This is a genomic window from Pseudomonas sp. KH_021 (assembly GCF_057838865.1).
In genome coordinates this window covers 1,737,112-1,754,119 of sequence record NZ_CM174477.1, presented here as the reverse complement: position 1 = coordinate 1,754,119, position 17,008 = coordinate 1,737,112, and the positions used below count along the sequence as shown (strand labels likewise).

General features: G+C 61.0%; 15 protein-coding genes. 13 read left to right on the top strand and 2 right to left on the bottom strand.

Annotated features, from left to right (window positions below):
* The first annotated feature begins 50 nt into the window (after nt 1–50).
* The 6 genes from alc (at nt 51) to AC3IX4_RS08280 (ending at nt 6,489) form a co-directional block, all read left to right on the top strand.
* On the top strand, nt 51–1,046 hold the full coding sequence (gene alc / locus AC3IX4_RS08305) for an allantoicase (RefSeq protein WP_489260080.1): 996 nt from the start codon (nt 51–53) through the stop codon (nt 1,044–1,046).
* An 83-nt stretch (nt 1,047–1,129) separates the two neighbouring features.
* Complete coding sequence (locus AC3IX4_RS08300; RefSeq protein WP_489260079.1) at nt 1,130–1,633, top strand: ureidoglycolate lyase; 504 nt, start codon at nt 1,130–1,132, stop codon at nt 1,631–1,633.
* 48 nt (nt 1,634–1,681) lie between these two features.
* Nucleotides 1,682–2,992, top strand: coding sequence for a urate hydroxylase PuuD (locus AC3IX4_RS08295; protein WP_489260078.1), 1,311 nt, complete (start codon nt 1,682–1,684; stop codon nt 2,990–2,992).
* A 128-nt stretch (nt 2,993–3,120) separates the two neighbouring features.
* Entirely contained in the window at nt 3,121–4,470 is a 1,350-nt protein-coding gene (locus tag AC3IX4_RS08290) for a nucleobase:cation symporter-2 family protein (protein ID WP_489260077.1), read from the top strand.
* Between the two features lie 193 nt (nt 4,471–4,663).
* A complete protein-coding gene (locus AC3IX4_RS08285; RefSeq protein ID WP_489260076.1) occupies nt 4,664–5,449 on the top strand; it encodes an outer membrane protein OmpK in 786 nt (261 codons plus the stop codon).
* A 254-nt stretch (nt 5,450–5,703) separates the two neighbouring features.
* Nucleotides 5,704–6,489: an outer membrane protein OmpK gene (locus tag AC3IX4_RS08280; RefSeq protein WP_489260075.1), complete on the top strand. Its 786-nt coding sequence runs from the start codon at nt 5,704–5,706 to the stop codon at nt 6,487–6,489.
* A gap of 39 nt (nt 6,490–6,528) precedes the next feature.
* On the opposite strand, the gene AC3IX4_RS08275 is transcribed toward AC3IX4_RS08280, so the two are convergent.
* A complete protein-coding gene (locus AC3IX4_RS08275; RefSeq protein ID WP_489260074.1) occupies nt 6,529–7,440 on the bottom strand; it encodes a DUF808 domain-containing protein in 912 nt (303 codons plus the stop codon).
* Nucleotides 7,441–7,594: 154 nt separating this feature from the next.
* Between AC3IX4_RS08275 and AC3IX4_RS08270 the strand changes: the two genes are divergently transcribed.
* Entirely contained in the window at nt 7,595–8,206 is a 612-nt protein-coding gene (locus tag AC3IX4_RS08270; RefSeq protein WP_489260073.1) for a TetR/AcrR family transcriptional regulator, read from the top strand.
* A 177-nt stretch (nt 8,207–8,383) separates the two neighbouring features.
* On the opposite strand, the gene AC3IX4_RS08265 is transcribed toward AC3IX4_RS08270, so the two are convergent.
* Complete coding sequence (locus AC3IX4_RS08265; protein ID WP_489260072.1) at nt 8,384–8,821, bottom strand: GlcG/HbpS family heme-binding protein; 438 nt, start codon at nt 8,819–8,821, stop codon at nt 8,384–8,386.
* A gap of 254 nt (nt 8,822–9,075) precedes the next feature.
* On the opposite strand from AC3IX4_RS08265, the gene gcl reads away from it, so the two are divergent.
* The 6 genes from gcl to AC3IX4_RS08235 all read left to right on the top strand — a co-directional run bounded on the left by gcl (nt 9,076) and on the right by AC3IX4_RS08235 (nt 17,001).
* Nucleotides 9,076–10,851, top strand: coding sequence for a glyoxylate carboligase (gcl, locus tag AC3IX4_RS08260; RefSeq protein ID WP_489260071.1), 1,776 nt, complete (start codon nt 9,076–9,078; stop codon nt 10,849–10,851).
* A 57-nt stretch (nt 10,852–10,908) separates the two neighbouring features.
* Nucleotides 10,909–11,691, top strand: a complete 783-nt coding sequence (gene hyi / locus AC3IX4_RS08255; protein ID WP_489260070.1) for a hydroxypyruvate isomerase — start codon at nt 10,909–10,911, stop codon at nt 11,689–11,691.
* Nucleotides 11,692–11,704: 13 nt separating this feature from the next.
* Nucleotides 11,705–12,598, top strand: coding sequence for a 2-hydroxy-3-oxopropionate reductase (locus tag AC3IX4_RS08250; protein ID WP_489260069.1), 894 nt, complete (start codon nt 11,705–11,707; stop codon nt 12,596–12,598).
* A 180-nt stretch (nt 12,599–12,778) separates the two neighbouring features.
* A complete protein-coding gene (locus AC3IX4_RS08245) occupies nt 12,779–14,053 on the top strand; it encodes a glycerate kinase type-2 family protein (RefSeq protein WP_489260068.1) in 1,275 nt (424 codons plus the stop codon).
* Complete coding sequence (gene pyk, locus AC3IX4_RS08240; protein WP_489260067.1) at nt 14,050–15,465, top strand: pyruvate kinase; 1,416 nt, start codon at nt 14,050–14,052, stop codon at nt 15,463–15,465. The genes AC3IX4_RS08245 and pyk overlap by 4 nt, the downstream gene beginning before the upstream one ends.
* Nucleotides 15,466–16,119: 654 nt before the next feature.
* A complete protein-coding gene (locus tag AC3IX4_RS08235) occupies nt 16,120–17,001 on the top strand; it encodes an urea transporter (protein ID WP_489261248.1) in 882 nt (293 codons plus the stop codon).
* Nucleotides 17,002–17,008 lie beyond the last annotated feature (7 nt).

Below are 17,008 nucleotides of genomic sequence, written 5' to 3'. Positions count from 1 at the left end.
CTGCGCCAGGCAAGCATCCCCAGCCACCTATTTAAGGCAGACAAGAAAAAATGAAAGCATACGCCGTTCCCTTCGAAAAATTCGTCAACCTGGCCGACGCGCGCCTGGGTACCAAAGCCATCTCGGTCACCGACGACTGGTTTGCCGACGTCAACCGCCTGTTCCAACCGACCCCAGCGGTCTGGAAAGAAGGCGTGTTCGACGACAACGGTAAGTGGATGGATGGCTGGGAGTCGCGCCGCAAGCGCTTCGAAGGTTTCGACAGTGCGGTCATCCGCCTGGGCGTGCCTGGCACCATCAAGGGCCTGGACATCGACACCTCGCACTTCACCGGCAACTTCCCGCCGTCGGCGTCCCTGGAAGGCTGCTTTGTAGCCGAAGGCGACCCGAGCGAAAACACCCAGTGGGTTGAAGTGCTGTCCGCAGTCGAACTGCAAGGCAACAGCCACCACTACCACGAAGTTAACAACGACCAGGCCTTCACCCACCTGCGTTTCAACATCTACCCGGACGGCGGCGTAGCCCGTCTGCGCGTATACGGCGTGCCGTTCCGCGACTGGTCGGCCATCGCCGACAACGAGCAGATCGACCTGGCCTCCGCCCTGAACGGCGGCCGTGCGCTGGCCTGCTCCGACGAGCACTTCGGCCGCATGAGCAACATCCTCAACCCAGGCCGTGGCATCAACATGGGCGATGGCTGGGAAACCGCCCGCCGCCGCACCCCTGGCAATGACTGGATCATCGTCGCCCTGGGCCATGCCGGTATCATTGAAAAAATCGTGGTCGACACCCTGCACTTCAAAGGCAACTACCCAGACAGCTGCTCGATCCAGGGCGCGTTCGTCAAGGGCGGTACCGACAGCCAGATCGAAACCCAGAGCCTGTTCTGGCGTGAACTGCTGCCCAACCAGAAGCTTGAAATGCACGAAGAACACACCTTTGCCGAGCAGATCAAGGAACTGGGCCCGATTACCCACATCCGTATCAACGTATTCCCGGACGGTGGTATCAGCCGTCTGCGCATACTGGGCAAAGTAGCGAAGTAACACCCTCGGGGCTGGCTGCGTGAATCGCAACCGGCCCCGATTTTAATGAGAGTCCCCACAACACTGAATAAAGAAGAATCCGCATGCGCACATTAATGATTGAGCCCCTGACCAAAGAAGCTTTCGCCCCGTTCGGTGACGTCATCGAAACCGATGGCAGCGATCACTTCATGATCAACAATGGCTCGACCATGCGCTTCCATCGTCTGGCCGAGGTTGAAACAGCCCAGCCAGAAGACAAGGCGATCATCAGCATCTTCCGCGCCGACGCGCAGGACATGCCGCTGACCATTCGCATGCTGGAGCGCCATCCGCTGGGCAGCCAAGCTTTTATACCGCTGCTCGGCAATCCCTTTCTGATCGTGGTCGCGCCACTTGGCGATGTACCTGTATCGGGTTCGGTCCGCGCCTTCCTTACCAACGGCAGGCAGGGCATTAATTACCATCGCGGCGTCTGGCACCATCCGGTGCTGACGATCGAAAAGCGGGATGACTTCCTGGTGGTTGATCGCAGTGGTTCTGGCAATAACTGCGATGAGCATTTTTTCAACGAGGAAGAGCTATTGCTCCTCCCCCCCCACCAATAAGAGAAGGGCTGGCCACCGACTGTCGGTGGCCGGCAAGAGGTACATACTGTGGAAGCACATCTGTTCGAATGGCTGAACCTGAGCGTACGCTGGGTTCATATGATCACGGGTATCGCCTGGATCGGCGCTTCGTTCTATTTCGTATGGCTGGAAAACAACCTCAACCGCGTCAACCCTCGCGACGGACTGTCGGGAGATCTTTGGGCAATCCACGGTGGCGGTATCTACCACCTGGAAAAATACAAGCTCGCTCCACCCAAAATGCCCGAGAACCTACACTGGTTCAAATGGGAAGCTTACTTCACCTGGATGTCGGGTATCGCGCTGATGTGCGTGGTGTTCTACTCCAACCCGACGCTCTACCTGCTGGCTCCCGGCAGCACCTTGAGCGGCCCTGAAGGCGTAGCCATCGGTATCGGCTCGCTGTTCCTCGGCTGGTTCATCTACTCCTTCCTCTGCGACTCGGCCCTGGGTAAACGCCCTGCGTTGCTGGGTGGCCTCCTGTTCGTGCTGATCATCGCCGCTGCCTATGGCTTCAGCAAAGTGTTCAGCGGTCGCGGCGCATACCTGCATGTGGGCGCCATCATGGGCACCATCATGGTCGGTAACGTGTTCCGCGTCATCATGCCGGCCCAGCGTGCACTGGTAGCCGCCATCGAGCAGAACCGTACCCCGGACCCAGGCCTGCCAGCCAAGGGCTTGCTGCGTTCGCGTCACAACAACTACTTCACCCTGCCGGTGCTGTTCATCATGATCAGCAACCACTTCCCGAGTACCTATGGCAGCCAGTACAACTGGTTGATCCTGGCCGGTATCGCGATTGCAGCGGTGTTGGTGCGTCACTACTTCAACACCCGCCACGAGAGCAACAAGTACGCCTGGACCTTGCCCGTCGGCGCCCTGGCGATGATCTGCCTGGCTTACGTCACTGGCCCTTCGCCGATGCCGTCAGCCCCTGAGCAAGCCGCTGCGAAAATCGAGTACCAGCCACTGCCGGAAACCGCCCAAGGTGGCAAGACTGCCGCTGAAAAGGCCGCCGAACCTGCTGCACCGGCCATTGCAGACGCCGATCAACCTGCCGTCACCAAACTGGACGACGCCGGTTTTGAAAAAATCCATAGCGTCATCCAGGAACGTTGTACGGTCTGCCATTCGGCCAAGCCCACCAGCCCCCTGTTCAGCACTGCGCCTGCCGGCGTGATGCTCGACACCCCGCAACAGATCAAGCAAATGGCACCGCGTATCCAGGCCCAGGCCGTCGCCAGCCAGATCATGCCACTGGGCAACATCACCCAGATGACCCAGCAGGAACGTGAACTCATTGGCGCATGGATCGCCAAGGGCGCACCGACCCACTGATCGACCTCGCGGCCGGCAATGGCCGTATTGAACACTGCCCATGGCTTGCCTTGGGTAGTGTTCGTATGGCTGCGCAGCCGGTCGCCAGATCAAAAGCCGAACAATAAAAACAAAATCCGAGGTGTTGCATGTCCGTGTCTCTCAAGGCGCACATCCCCCCTGCGCCCGCCCGACAGCCCCTTCCGTTGATGCAATTGATTCTGGTGGGTTTGCAACATGTTCTGCTGATGTACGGGGGCGCTATTGCAGTGCCTTTGATCATCGGCCAAGCCGCCGGTCTGTCCCGTGAAGACATCGCCTTTTTGATCAATGCCGACTTGCTGGTCGCCGGCATCGCCACCGTGGTGCAGTCGCTGGGCATCGGCCCGGTCGGCATTCGCATGCCGGTGATGATGGGCGCAAGCTTTGCGGCCGTCGGCAGCATGGTGGCTATGGCCGGCATGCCTGGGGTGGGCCTGTCGGGCATTTTTGGCGCAACGATTGCGGCTGGCTTTTTCGGCATCCTCATCGCGCCGTTCATGTCCAGGATCGTGCGTTTCTTCCCCCCGCTGGTGACCGGTACCGTCATTACCTCTATCGGCCTGTCGCTGCTTCCCGTAGCGGTCAACTGGGCCGGTGGCGGGCAGGACGCCACTCACTTCGGTGCACCGGTGTACCTGTCAGTTGCGGCGCTGGTATTGGCCACTGTTCTACTGATCAACCGCTTCATGCGGGGTTTCTGGGTCAACGTGTCGGTGCTGATCGCCATGGGCCTGGGCTACGCTGTGGCGGGCATGATCGGCATGGTTGACCTGAGCGGGTTGGCGCAAGCACCTTGGTTGCGCGTCGTGACGCCGCTGCATTTCGGCATGCCGACGTTCAGCCTGGCGCCGATCCTGTCCATGTGCCTGGTGGTGGTGATCATTTTTGTCGAGTCCACGGGAATGTTCCTGGCGCTGGGCAAGGTCACGGATCGTGAAGTCACCCCAGGGATGTTGCGCCGCGGGTTGATGTGCGATGCAGTGGCCTCGTTCTTCGCAGGCTTTCTCAACACCTTCACCCACTCCTCGTTCGCCCAGAACATTGGCCTGGTGCAGATGACCGGTGTGCGTTGCCGCTACGTCACGGTCGTGGCGGGCGGCTTGTTGATCCTCCTGAGCTTGTTGCCCAAGGCGGCCTTTCTGGTCGCTTCGATTCCGCCTGCGGTACTGGGCGGCGCGGCGATTGCCATGTTCGGCATGGTGACGGCCACGGGTATCAACATTCTCCAGGAAGCCGACATCGTCGACCGCCGCAATCAGTTGCTGGTGGCCGTCAGCGTCGGCATGGGCCTGATCCCCGTGGTACGCCCGGAGTTCTTCGCCCACCTGCCGCACTGGATGGAGCCCATCACCCACAGCGGCATCGCCATGGCCACGGTCAGCGCAATGTTGTTGAACCTGTTGTTCAACATACTGGGTGGTGCCGGACGTGAAGCGATGAACGCGCATCCGCACTAAAGGCTACGTCGCGGTCGGGCCCGACAAACGCCCACTTTTACAGACTTGTAGAGTGGGCCTGTCGGAGCGCCGAACCGCCGCCAATAGCCTCAACGCAAAAAGCTGACCAGCGACCTGAAGCACTCAGGCCGGCGGGCATCTGCGTGCCCGAAATAAGCCACTACCGACAATAACAACAAACGGGATCGAATCTATGAAGCGCATCTGCACCCTTCTGCTCCTCGGCGCCGGACTGCTGGCGACGGTACCCGCCATCGCGGGAAATGCCCTGCTGTGGCAGACCAACAGCCTGACCTACCTGTACGGCACGCATTTTGAGATCAATCCACGGGTCCAGCAGACAGTGACCTTCGAGCATGCCGACAAGTGGAAATACGGCGACACCTTCCTGTTCGTCGACAAGATTTTCTTCAACGGCAAGGACGACCGTAACAAAGGCTCCAATACCTACTACGGCGAGTTCAGCCCACGTCTGTCATTGGCAAAGATTTCCAACAGCGACTTATCTTTCGGCCCGATCAAGGACGTGCTGCTGGCCATGACCTATGAATACGGCGAGGGCGACACCGAGTCTTATCTGATCGGCCCAGGCTTTGACCTGGCGGTGCCGGGCTTCAACTATTTCACCCTGAACTTCTACCAGCGCAACACCGAAGGCAGCCGCCCCGGTGACCGTGTCTGGCAAATCACCCCCTCGTTCTCCTACACCCTCCCGGCGGGTAAATCCGACGTACTGATCGATGGCTATATGGACTGGGTAGTCGACAACGATGAAACCCGACGAGGCACCTACCACGCCAACCTGCACTTCAACCCGCAAGTCAAATATGACCTGGGCAAAGCGTTGAATATCGGTGCCAAACAGCTGTATGTGGGCGTTGAGTACAGCTACTGGAAAGACAAATACGGCATTCAGGACAGCGCCAGGCTGGACACCGACGAAAGCGTCGTAAGCGTCCTGGCCAAAGCCCATTTCTGATCCCCCGCGGGCATCGCGGCTAAAGCCAGCTCCTACGCCAAGCACTTGAGCTGTGGCGCGCAAGCCAGTACTCTGCGCGCCCGCTCGACCCCCCCCTCGAATTCTTATCGTCTCGATCAGGATTTCTGCCATCGATTTCTTATGCTGCGCGCCAAAGAAATAAGTTGACCAAGAGATCAGGATTTTGAGACAAAGGGTGCCGTTTCAGGCACCAAATCCAACAAGAACTGAAACCTACAAACTGGGAGCAACCGATGAAACGCACTCTCTCGAGCCTCGCGCTCGCTGGCAGCCTGTTGGCTGGCGGACAAGCCCTGGCCGGTGACCTGCTGCAGTGGCAGAACAACAGCCTGACCTACCTCTACGGCCAGGACTTCGCCGTCAACCCCGAGATCCAGCAAACCGTCACGTTCGAACATGCCGACGGCTGGAAGTACGGTGACAACTTCCTGTTCATCGACAAGATTTTCTACAACGGCCAGAAAGACCCAGTCGTAGGCCCGAACACCTACTACGGCGAATTCAGCCCGCGCTTGTCGTTCGGCAAGATCTTTAACCAGAAGCTAGCCTTCGGCCCGGTCAAAGACGTGTTGTTGGCCATGACCTACGAGTTTGGTGAGGGTGACGTTGATTCCTACCTGATCGGCCCAGGTTTCGACCTGGACATCCCGGGCTTCGATTACTTCCAGTTGAACTTCTACCAGCGTCACACCGACGGCGACCGTCCCGGTGACAACGTCTGGCAGATCACCCCGGCCTGGTCCTACACCATCCCTGTGGGCAAGTCCGACGTGCTGATCGACGGCTTCATGGATTGGGTGGTCGACAACGACGAGAACGCCCGTGGCACCTACCACGCCAACCTGCACTTCAACCCACAGGTCAAATACGACTTGGGCAAAGCGCTGAACCTGGGCGAGAAGCAGTTGTACGTCGGTATCGAGTACGACTACTGGAAGGATAAGTACGGCATCGAAGACACCCCGTTCTTCGACACCAACCAGAACACCGCGAGCCTGCTGGTCAAGGTGCACTTCTAAGCGAGACTGGCGTCACCTGAGGGCGGCGCCGGGTTTGTTTCAACCGGCAACCGCCTTGCGCGCCTTGCCGATCAGCGTCCAGGCCGCCACCACGACCCCGCCCGCGACGATACCCACCGCGGCGTTGAGCAGCGTCGACACCAACATCGACACCGACGTACTGGCCGCGATGCCTTCAATCGCGTGGTGGAGCGGCGCGACGCCGTGCACCAGAATCCCGCCGCCGACCAGGAACATCGCCGCTGTACCGATCACAGACAGGCTCTTCATCATGTAGGGCGCTGCCCGCAGGATGCCATTGCCGACCGCCTTGGCCGCAGCGCTGGATTTCTGCGTGAGCCACAGCCCCAGGTCGTCAAGCTTGACGATGCCCGCCACCAGCCCATACACGCCGATGGTCATCGCGATGGCAATGCCCGATAGCACGATAATCTGCTGCGTCAGCGAAGTGCCTGCGACAACCCCCAAGGTGATGGCGATGATCTCGGCAGACAGGATGAAATCGGTACGCACCGCGCCCTTGATCTTATCTTTCTCGAACGCCACCAAATCGACGTCTGGATCGGCGACTGCCGCCGTCAATTGCGCGTGTTCGAGTTGATCCTCGGCTTCGCTGTGCAAGTACTTGTGCGCCAGCTTCTCGAAGCCCTCAAAGCACAGGAACGCCCCGCCCGCCATCAGCAGCGGTGTGACGGCCCAAGGCGCGAAGGCGCTGATGGCCAGCGCCGCAGGCACCAGAATCAATTTATTCAGGAACGAGCCCTTGGCCACCGCCCAGACCACCGGGATTTCGCGCTCGGCACGCACCCCGGTGACCTGCTGGGCATTGAGGGCCAGGTCATCCCCCAGTACCCCGGCGGTTTTCTTGGCGGCCAGTTTCGTCATCAGGGCGACGTCATCGAGCACAGTCGCAATGTCGTCGATGAGTACCAGCAAGCTGCTTCCTGCCATCGATCCGGCTCCACACAGTGATTTGACTGCTCAGCATAGCCTGCCCCAGGCGCCGGCGCGCGGCCTTGAGCGCCGCGCAAGGCCGGTGCTACCATGCGCAACCGCCCGACCAGGCCACGCGCCACTTGCGGCGAAACAAGGACTCCCCCGAACGATGAGCAGCATTCGCGAGCGCAATAAAGAACTGATCCTGCGCGCAGCCAGTGAGGAATTTGCCGAAAAAGGCTTCGCTGCCACCAAGACCAGTGACATCGCGGCCAAGGCCGGGCTGCCCAAGCCGAATGTCTACTACTACTTCAAGTCCAAGGAAAACCTCTACCGCGAGGTCCTTGAGAGCATCATCGAGCCGATCCTGCAGGCCTCCACGCCCTTCAATGCCGAGGGCGACCCCAAAGAGGTACTCAGTGCCTATATCCGCTCGAAAATACGCATCTCCCGCGATGTGCCCTTTGCCTCCAAGGTGTTTGCCAGCGAGATCATGCACGGCGCGCCACACCTGAGCCCTGAGCAAGTCGAGCAGCTCAACGTCCAGGCCCGGCACAACATCGAATGCTTGCAGACCTGGATCGACCGCGGCCAGATCGCCCCCATCGACCCGCACCACCTGATGTTCAGCATCTGGGCGGCGACGCAGACCTATGCGGATTTCGATTGGCAGATTTCGACGGTGACCGGGAAGGCCAAACTGGAAGATGCAGATTATGAGGCGGCGGCGCAGACCATCATCCGCCTGGTCCTCAAGGGTTGCGAACCCGAAGCCCACTGATTTTGTCGGCCCACGCACTTGGGTTTGCCTGATGCATTACGCAATGCACATCCCCTGTAGGAGCCGGGTTTACCCGCGATGGCCACACCGCGGTCTATCAGATGGACCGCGGTGTGGCCATCGCGGGTAAACCCGGCTCCTACAGGCCGCGATGAACGCACCGCGGGTTAGGCTCGATCAGACTTTCCCGGCATCAGCCCGCAAGCCCAGCGCTTCGATCGCGCTGATCGCGCATTGCTCGTCGATGTCTGATGTATCCCCGCTGATCCCCACCGCCCCCAATACATTCCCCGCCTGATCGCGCACCAGCACGCCCCCGGGCGCTGGCACGACCGACGTCTGCCCCAAACCGTTCAACGCCGAAAAAAACGCCGGCCGCTTGGCCGCATCCTCAGCCAGCAAACGTGAACCCTTGCCCAGTGCAATGGCGCCCCACGCCTTGCCTGTGGCGACTTGCGGGCGCATCACGCTGGCGCCGTCCTCGCGTTGCATCGCCAGCGGGTGCCCCCCGGCATCCAACACCACCACCGCCAGCGGTGCGGCATTGATTTCACGGCCGGTAGCCAGGGCGCGGGAGACCAATTCCAGCGCGGCTTTCAAGGTCAGAGCGTTCATAAATACGTCCTCTTGTTATAAGAAGCCCAAAGGGCAAGTGAAAAATCTCTGCGACAAATAGAACACAATGAGATATTTTTTTGTATACAATAATTCCAGCAAGTGAAAACTAATCGAGCCAGAAGCAGTTTTAGCAGGCTTTTTGGCGAATCCAAGGCAGCAGACGAAAAAGAATTGACCGAATGAGTCAGGCGTGAATAAACTCTGCTGAAAGCCATTTGTATACAATTACAAAACACAAGAGGCACAAAACCATGAGCAAAATGAGAGCAATTGATGCAGCCGTTCTGGTGATGCGCCGCGAAGGTGTTGAGACCGCGTTTGGCATTCCGGGTGCAGCGATCAACCCGCTGTATTCGGCCCTGAAGAAAGTCGGCGGTATCGATCACGTCCTCGCTCGCCACGTTGAAGGCGCCTCGCACATGGCTGAGGGTTACACCCGCACCAAAGCCGGCAACATCGGCGTGTGCATCGGCACTTCCGGCCCTGCCGGCACCGACATGGTTACCGGCCTCTACAGTGCTTCTGCCGACTCCATCCCAATCCTGTGCATCACCGGCCAAGCGCCGCGTGCCCGCATGCACAAGGAAGACTTCCAAGCCGTCGACATCACCAGCATCGTCAAGCCTGTGACCAAGTGGGCGACCACCGTCCTGGAGCCGGGCCAAGTGCCGTACGCTTTCCAGAAAGCCTTCTTTGAAATGCGCTCCGGTCGCCCAGGCCCTGTGCTGATCGACTTGCCGTTCGACGTGCAGATGGCAGAAATCGAATTCGATATCGACGCCTACCAGCCGCTGCCTGTCTACAAGCCACAAGCCAACCGCGTCCAGGCCGAAAAAGTGCTGGCCATGCTCGACACCGCCGAGCGCCCACTGTTGGTAGCCGGTGGCGGCATCATCAACGCCGACGCCAGCGAGAAGCTCGTCGAGTTCGCTGAGCTGACCGGTATCCCAGTGGTTCCAACCCTGATGGGCTGGGGCATCATCCCTGACGATCACCCGCTGATGGTCGGCATGGTGGGCCTGCAAACTTCGCACCGCTACGGCAACGCCACGATGCTCAAGTCCGATGTGGTACTGGGCATCGGCAACCGCTGGGCCAACCGCCACACCGGTTCTGTTGAGGTTTACACCGAAGGCCGTCGCTTTATCCACGTTGACATCGAAGGCACCCAGATCGGTCGCGTGTTCACCCCGGACCTGGGTATTGTTTCCGACGCAGGTGCAGCCCTGGACGTGTTCCTGGAAGTGGCTCGCGAGTGGAAAGCCGCCGGCAAGCTCAAGAGCCGTGACGCTTGGCTGCAAGACTGCCAACAGCGCAAGGCCACCCTGCAGCGCAAGACCCATTTCGACAACGTGCCGGTCAAGCCGCAGCGCGTTTACCAGGAAATGAACCAGGTGTTCGGCAAAGACACCTGCTACGTCAGCACCATCGGTCTGTCGCAGATCGCCGGCGCCCAGTTCCTGCACGTCTACAAGCCTCGCCACTGGATCAACTGCGGCCAGGCCGGCCCGCTGGGCTGGACCATCCCTGCTGCACTGGGTGTGGTCAAGGCCGACCCGACCCGCAAAGTCGTGGCACTGTCGGGCGACTATGACTTCCAGTTCATGATCGAAGAACTGGCCGTGGGCGCGCAGTTCAACCTGCCGTACATCCACGTCGTGGTGAACAACTCTTACCTGGGCCTGATCCGTCAGTCCCAGCGTGGTTTCGAGATGGACTACTGCGTGCAGTTGGCCTTCGAAAACCTCAACGCCCCTGAGCTCAACGGCTATGGCGTGGACCACGTGGCCGTCGCTGAAGGCCTGGGTTGCAAAGCCCTGCGTGTGTTCGAGCCGAAGGACATCGCCCCTGCGCTGCGCAAAGCCCAGCAGATGATGGACGAGTTCAAAGTGCCAGTGGTGGTCGAGATCATCCTGGAGCGTGTGACCAACATTTCCATGGGCACCGAGATCAACGCCGTCAACGAATTCGAAGACCTGGCGCTGGTCGGCGGCGACGCACCGACCGCCATCTCGCTGCTGGACTGACCTGCCGATGCCCTCATCCCGCTAGGGGTGAGGGCGCAATTTCGCAAGGAGACACACATGCCACGTTTCGCCGCCAACCTGTCCATGCTGTTCACCGAGCAGGACTTTCTCGCCCGTTTCAAGGCTGCAGCCGACGCAGGCTTCAGCGGGGTCGAGTACCTGTTCCCCTACGACTTCAGCTCCGCTGAAATCAAACAACAGCTGGACAGCAACGGCCTGACTCAAGTGCTGTTCAACCTGCCGGCCGGTGACTGGGCCAAGGGCGAACGCGGTATCGCCTGCCACCCTGACCGCGTCGAAGAATTCCGCTCTGGCGTCGACCTTGCCATCGCTTACGCACAAGTGTTGGGCAACACCCAGATCAACTGCCTGGCGGGCATCCGCCCACAAGGCCTGGATTGCGCCACTGTCGAGCAAACCTTCGTCGACAACCTGAAATTCGCCGCCGACAAGCTGCAAGCGGCCGGTATCAAGCTGGTGATGGAAGCGATCAACACTCGCGACATCCCAGGCTTCTACCTGAACAACACAAAGCAGGCCCTGGCCATCCAGGAAAAGGTCGGCAGCGCCAACCTGTTCTTGCAATACGACATCTACCACATGCAAATCATGGAAGGTGACCTGGCCCGCACCCTGGCCACGCACCTGCCACAGATCAATCACGTTCAACTGGCCGACAACCCCGGCCGCAACGAGCCTGGCACCGGCGAGATCAACTATCGCTTCCTCTTCGAACACCTGGACCGCATTGGTTACCAGGGCTGGGTGGGCTGTGAATACAAGCCACTGACCACCACCGAAGCGGGCCTCGGCTGGCTGAAAACCCACAACGCAATCTGAGCAGGTATTTCTCATGGCTAAAATCGGATTTATCGGCACCGGCATCATGGGCCACCCAATGGCGTCGAACCTGCAAAAAGCAGGTCACAGCCTTTTCCTGTCGCAGCATCACGACCCCGCGCCAGCTGACCTGGTCGCCGCGGGCGCCATCGCCCTGGCCAACCCGAAGGAAGTGGCCCAGGAAGCTGAATTCATCATCATCATGGTGCCCGATACCCCTCAGGTCGCTGACGTGCTTGAGCGCGAAGACGGCGTGATTGCAGGCCTGGGCCCGAACAAGATCGTGATCGACATGAGCTCGATCTCGCCCACCGCTACCAAGGCCTTCGCCGTCAAGGTCAACGCCACGGGCGCGCAGTACCTCGACGCGCCGGTATCGGGCGGTGAAGTCGGCGCCAAGGCGGCCACCCTGAGCATCATGATCGGTGGTGACAACCAGGCCTTCGAACGCGCCCTGCCGCTGTTCCAGGCCATGGGCAAGAACATCACCCTGGTCGGTGGTAATGGCGATGGCCAGACTGCCAAGGTCGCCAACCAGATCATCGTCGCCCTGAACATCCAGGCCGTCGCCGAAGCCCTGCTGTTCGCCGCCAAGAACGGCGCAGACCCGGCCAAGGTGCGTGAAGCGCTGATGGGCGGCTTCGCTTCGTCGAAGATCCTGGAAGTGCACGGCGAGCGCATGATCAAAGGCACCTTCGACCCGGGCTTCCGTATCAGCCTGCACCAGAAGGACCTGAACCTGGCCCTGCAAGGCGCCAAGGAGCTGTCGATCAACCTGCCCAACACCGCCAATGCCCAGCAAGTGTTCAGCACCTGCGCGGCCATCGGTGGCGCCAACTGGGACCACTCGGCATTGATCAAAGGCCTGGAACACATGGCCAACTTCTCGATCCGTGGCGACAAATAACGTCCGGCTGAAATACGCCCTGTAGGAGCGCACCTGGGCGCGATGGACTGCGCAGCAGACCGCTTTGGGTTTAATTGAGATCGGGAACCGGGGCCGCATTGCGGCCCATCGCGGCCAGGTCCGCTCCTACAGTAAGTAAGTCCCCCTGCCCCCCAAAAAAACACAAAACGGGAGCCTGCCATGTCGCTCGATCCGCAACGTTTTCTGCGCGAGCTCTTCGCCACGGCCATTGACGCCGCGCACCCGCGCCAGGTCCTCGAAGCCCATCTGCCCACTGATCGTACCGGCCGCGTCATCGTCATCGGCGCCGGCAAAGCCGCAGCCGCCATGGCCGAAGTGGTCGAACACTGCTGGCAAGGCGAGGTCACAGGCCTGGTCGTGACCCGCTACGGCCACGGCGCCAGCTGCTCGAAAATCGAAGTCGTCGAAGCCGCCCATCCCGTGCCGGATGCCGCGGGCCTCGCTGTCGCCGAGCGGGTGCTGAAGCTGGTCAGCAACCTGAACGAAGATGACCGCGTGATCTTCCTGCTGTCCGGCGGTGGCTCTGCGCTGCTCGCCCTACCGGCAAAAGGGATCACCCTGGCCGACAAACAAACCATCAACAAAGCCCTGCTCAAGTCCGGCGCCACCATCGGTGAGATGAACTGCGTGCGCAAGCACCTCTCGGCGATCAAGGGCGGCCGCCTGGCGAAAGCCTGCTGGCCAGCCAGCGTCTATACCTATGCGATTTCCGATGTACCGGGCGATCTGGCCACGGTCATCGCCTCCGGCCCCACCGTGGCCGACCCCAGTACCTCGGCCGAGGCGCTGGCGATTCTCAAGCGCTACAACATTGAAGCACCCGCCGCCGTACTGGCCTGGCTCAACAACCCCGAGTCGGAAACCGTCAAGGCCGACGACCCGTGCCTGGCGCGCAGCCATTTCCAACTGATCGCCAAACCGCAGCAGTCGCTGGAGGCCGCCGCCGTCAAGGCGCGCATGGCCGGCTTCAGCCCGCTGATCCTGGGTGACCTGGAAGGCGAATCACGTGAAGTGGCCAAGGTCCACGCCGGCATCGCTCGCCAGATCGTCTTGCACGGCCAGCCACTGGCCGCGCCCTGCGTGATTCTCTCCGGTGGCGAAACCACCGTGACCGTGCGCGGCAATGGCCGTGGCGGGCGCAACGCCGAATTCCTGCTCAGCCTCACCGAAAACCTCAAGGGCCTGCCCGGCGTCTACGCACTGGCCGGTGACACCGACGGCATCGACGGCTCGGAAGAGAACGCCGGCGCCCTCATGACCCCGCACAGCTACGCCCAAGCCGCGGCCCTGGGCCTGTCGGCCAGCGATGAGTTGGACAACAACAACGGCTACGGCTACTTCGCCGCCCTCGACGCCTTGATCGTGACAGAGCCTACGCGCACTAACGTCAACGATTTTCGTGCCATCCTGATTCTTGAGAGCCCATCCCAATGACGCCTGATAAAAAAGTAAAAATCCTCGCGACCCTGGGCCCGGCCACCAAGGGCATCGACGATGTTCGCCAATTGGTCGAAGCCGGCGTGAACATCTTCCGCCTGAACTTCAGCCACGGCGAACACGCCGATCACGCCCTGCGCTACCAGTGGATTCGTGACGTCGAAACCCAACTCAACTACCCGCTCGGCATCCTCATGGACCTGCAAGGGCCAAAGCTGCGCGTGGGTCGCTTTGCCGATGGCAAGGTGCAACTGCAGCGTGGCCAGGCCCTGCGCCTGGACCTGGATGCCACCCCGGGCGACCAGCGCCGGGTCAACCTGCCGCACCCGGAAATCATCGCCGCCCTTGAACCGGGCATGGACCTGTTGCTGGACGACGGCAAGCTGCGCCTGCGCGTCACCGCCAAGCACGCCGATGCCATCGACACCGAAGTGCTCAACGGCGGTGAACTGTCGGATCGCAAAGGCGTGAACGTGCCACAAGCGGTGCTGGAACTCAGCCCGCTGACGGCCAAGGATCGTCGCGATTTGAGTTTCGGCCTGGAGCTGGGCGTGGACTGGGTGGCGCTATCATTTGTTCAGCGCCCCGAAGACATTCTTGAAGCGCGCGAACTGATCGGCGACCGTGCTTTCCTGATGGCCAAGATCGAGAAACCCACCGCCGTCACCCAACTGCGCGAGATCGCGGAACTCAGCGACGCGATCATGGTGGCCCGTGGCGACCTGGGCGTGGAAGTGCCGGCCGAAAGCGTGCCGCAAATCCAGAAAAGCATCATTGGCACCTGCCGCCAGCTGGGCAAGCCGGTGGTCGTGGCGACCCAGATGCTGGAATCCATGCGCTTCTCGCCAGCGCCGACCCGTGCCGAGGTCACAGACGTCGCCAACGCCGTGGCCGAAGGTGCGGACGCCGTGATGCTGTCGGCTGAAACCGCCTCGGGCGACTACCCGCTCGACGCGGTGCAGATGATGAGCAAGATCATCCGCCAGGTCGAAAGCGGCCCGGACTACCAGACCCAACTCGACGCCGGCCGGCCACAAGCCGAAGCCACCGTGTCGGACGCCATCAGCTGCGCCATCCGCCGTATCAGCGGCATCCTGCCGGTGGCAGCGCTGGTCAACTACAGCGAGTCGGGCAGCTCCAGCCTGCGTGCCGCACGCGAGCGACCACGGGTGCCGATCCTCAACCTGACGCCAAACCTGTCCGCCGCCCGCCGCCTGACCGTGGCCTGGGGTATTCACTCGGTGGTCAACGATCGCCTGCGCCAAGTGGACGAAGTCTGCTCCACCGCACTGGAAATCGCCCAGGCGCAGGGCATGGCGAGCCGTGGCGACACCTTGTTGATCACCGCCGGCGTGCCGTTTGGCAAACCGGGATCGACCAACTCGCTGCGCATTGAAACGTTGATCTGATAGGCCCTCTGTGGGCGGCTTTAGCCGCGAATGCGCCGCGCGGGCGGCGCGCGATCTCAAGAACAAAGAAAAAACCAAGGCAGGCACCTTGTGTGGCTCATGCGATCTGTTAACAGGCGCCCTACGGGTTCACCCTGAGAATGAAGGGAGGGAGGCCGTATCAAGGCTTCCAGGTGCTTGCCTTGGGTTTTGCGCTGTTGCCAAAATCGAGCGCCGCCCGCGCGGCGCATCGCCGGCTAAAGCCGGCTCCCACATTGGTTGCAACGTGCCATGTCCTGTGGGGTAGGGGTTGTTAGCCTTGGTGGTTCGGCTTTGGATTTTTGTGGTTTCGGGGGGGCGCGTGGCTGACAACTCCACTCTCACAGGCCATGGCACGTTGCAACCAATGTGGGAGCCGGCTTTAGCCGGCGATGCGCCGCACGGGCGGCGCGCGATCTCAAGAACAAAGAAAAAACCAAGGCGGTCACCTTGTGCGGCTCATGCGATCTGTTGACAGGCCCCTAAGGGGTCACCATGAGAATCAAGGGCGGAGGGCCGTATCAAGGCTTCCAGGTGCTTGCCTTGGGTTTTGAGGTGTTGCCTAAATCGAGCGCCGCCCCGCGGCGCATTCGCGGCTGGAAGCCGCACACATCCAACCACTGTCCAACCGCCATCATGACCACCCAAAACCTGATCCACTGCCCCGACTGGGCCACCGCCTTACTCAATGGATTCAGCCAGGTCCTTCTACAGCGCAACCCGCTGTGCGGTCTTCTTTGTGTGCTGGCCTTCCTTTTCACCGCCCCCCACCTGCTGGGCGGCGCATTGCTCGGCGCACTCGCCGGCCTACTCACCGCCCAACGCCGCGGATATGCCCGCAGCGACCGGCAAAACGGCCTCTACAGTTACAACGGTGTGCTGCTGGGCGTATTGATCTGCGAACTACTGCCGTGGTCGGCCATCGTGCCGCCGCTGATCATCGCCGCCAGCGGCCTGAGCAGCATCCTCGTGCACCAATGGCTCAAGCGCACCGAGCACTCTGCCGTGCTGCCCGCCTACACCACCCCTTACATAGTGCTGGCCGGCGCCCTGTTGATGGTCTTGGAGCCTGCGACCTCAGCCGGCATCGTCGATCATGACCCACTGTCGGCCCTGGTCCGCGGCCTGGGCCAGATCTTCCGGCTCGACCACCCTGTCGCTGGCCTGCTGATCGTCATCGGCCTGCTGATCGCCAACCCCTACGCCGCCGCGTGGGCACTGCTGGGTTCAGCCATAGGCGGCAGCGTCGCCTTGTTCAATGGCGAAGCCGATGCAGCGTTCTACGGCCTCTACAGCTTCAACGCCGCCTTGGCTGCGCTTGCCTTCAGCCAGACCCGCCAACAGCCGTGGAAGCCGTTGTTGGCCATTGTCCTGGCCGTCGTGTTGCAACCGGTGCTGGGCCTATTGCCGATGTTCACACTTACCGCGCCGTTTGTTTTGGCGTGTTGGGTCTTGCAGATGGGGTGCCATTTGATGAGTGGAGAGAAACAGACGCAGCTGCGGTGGAACAGGCGTTGAGCAACCT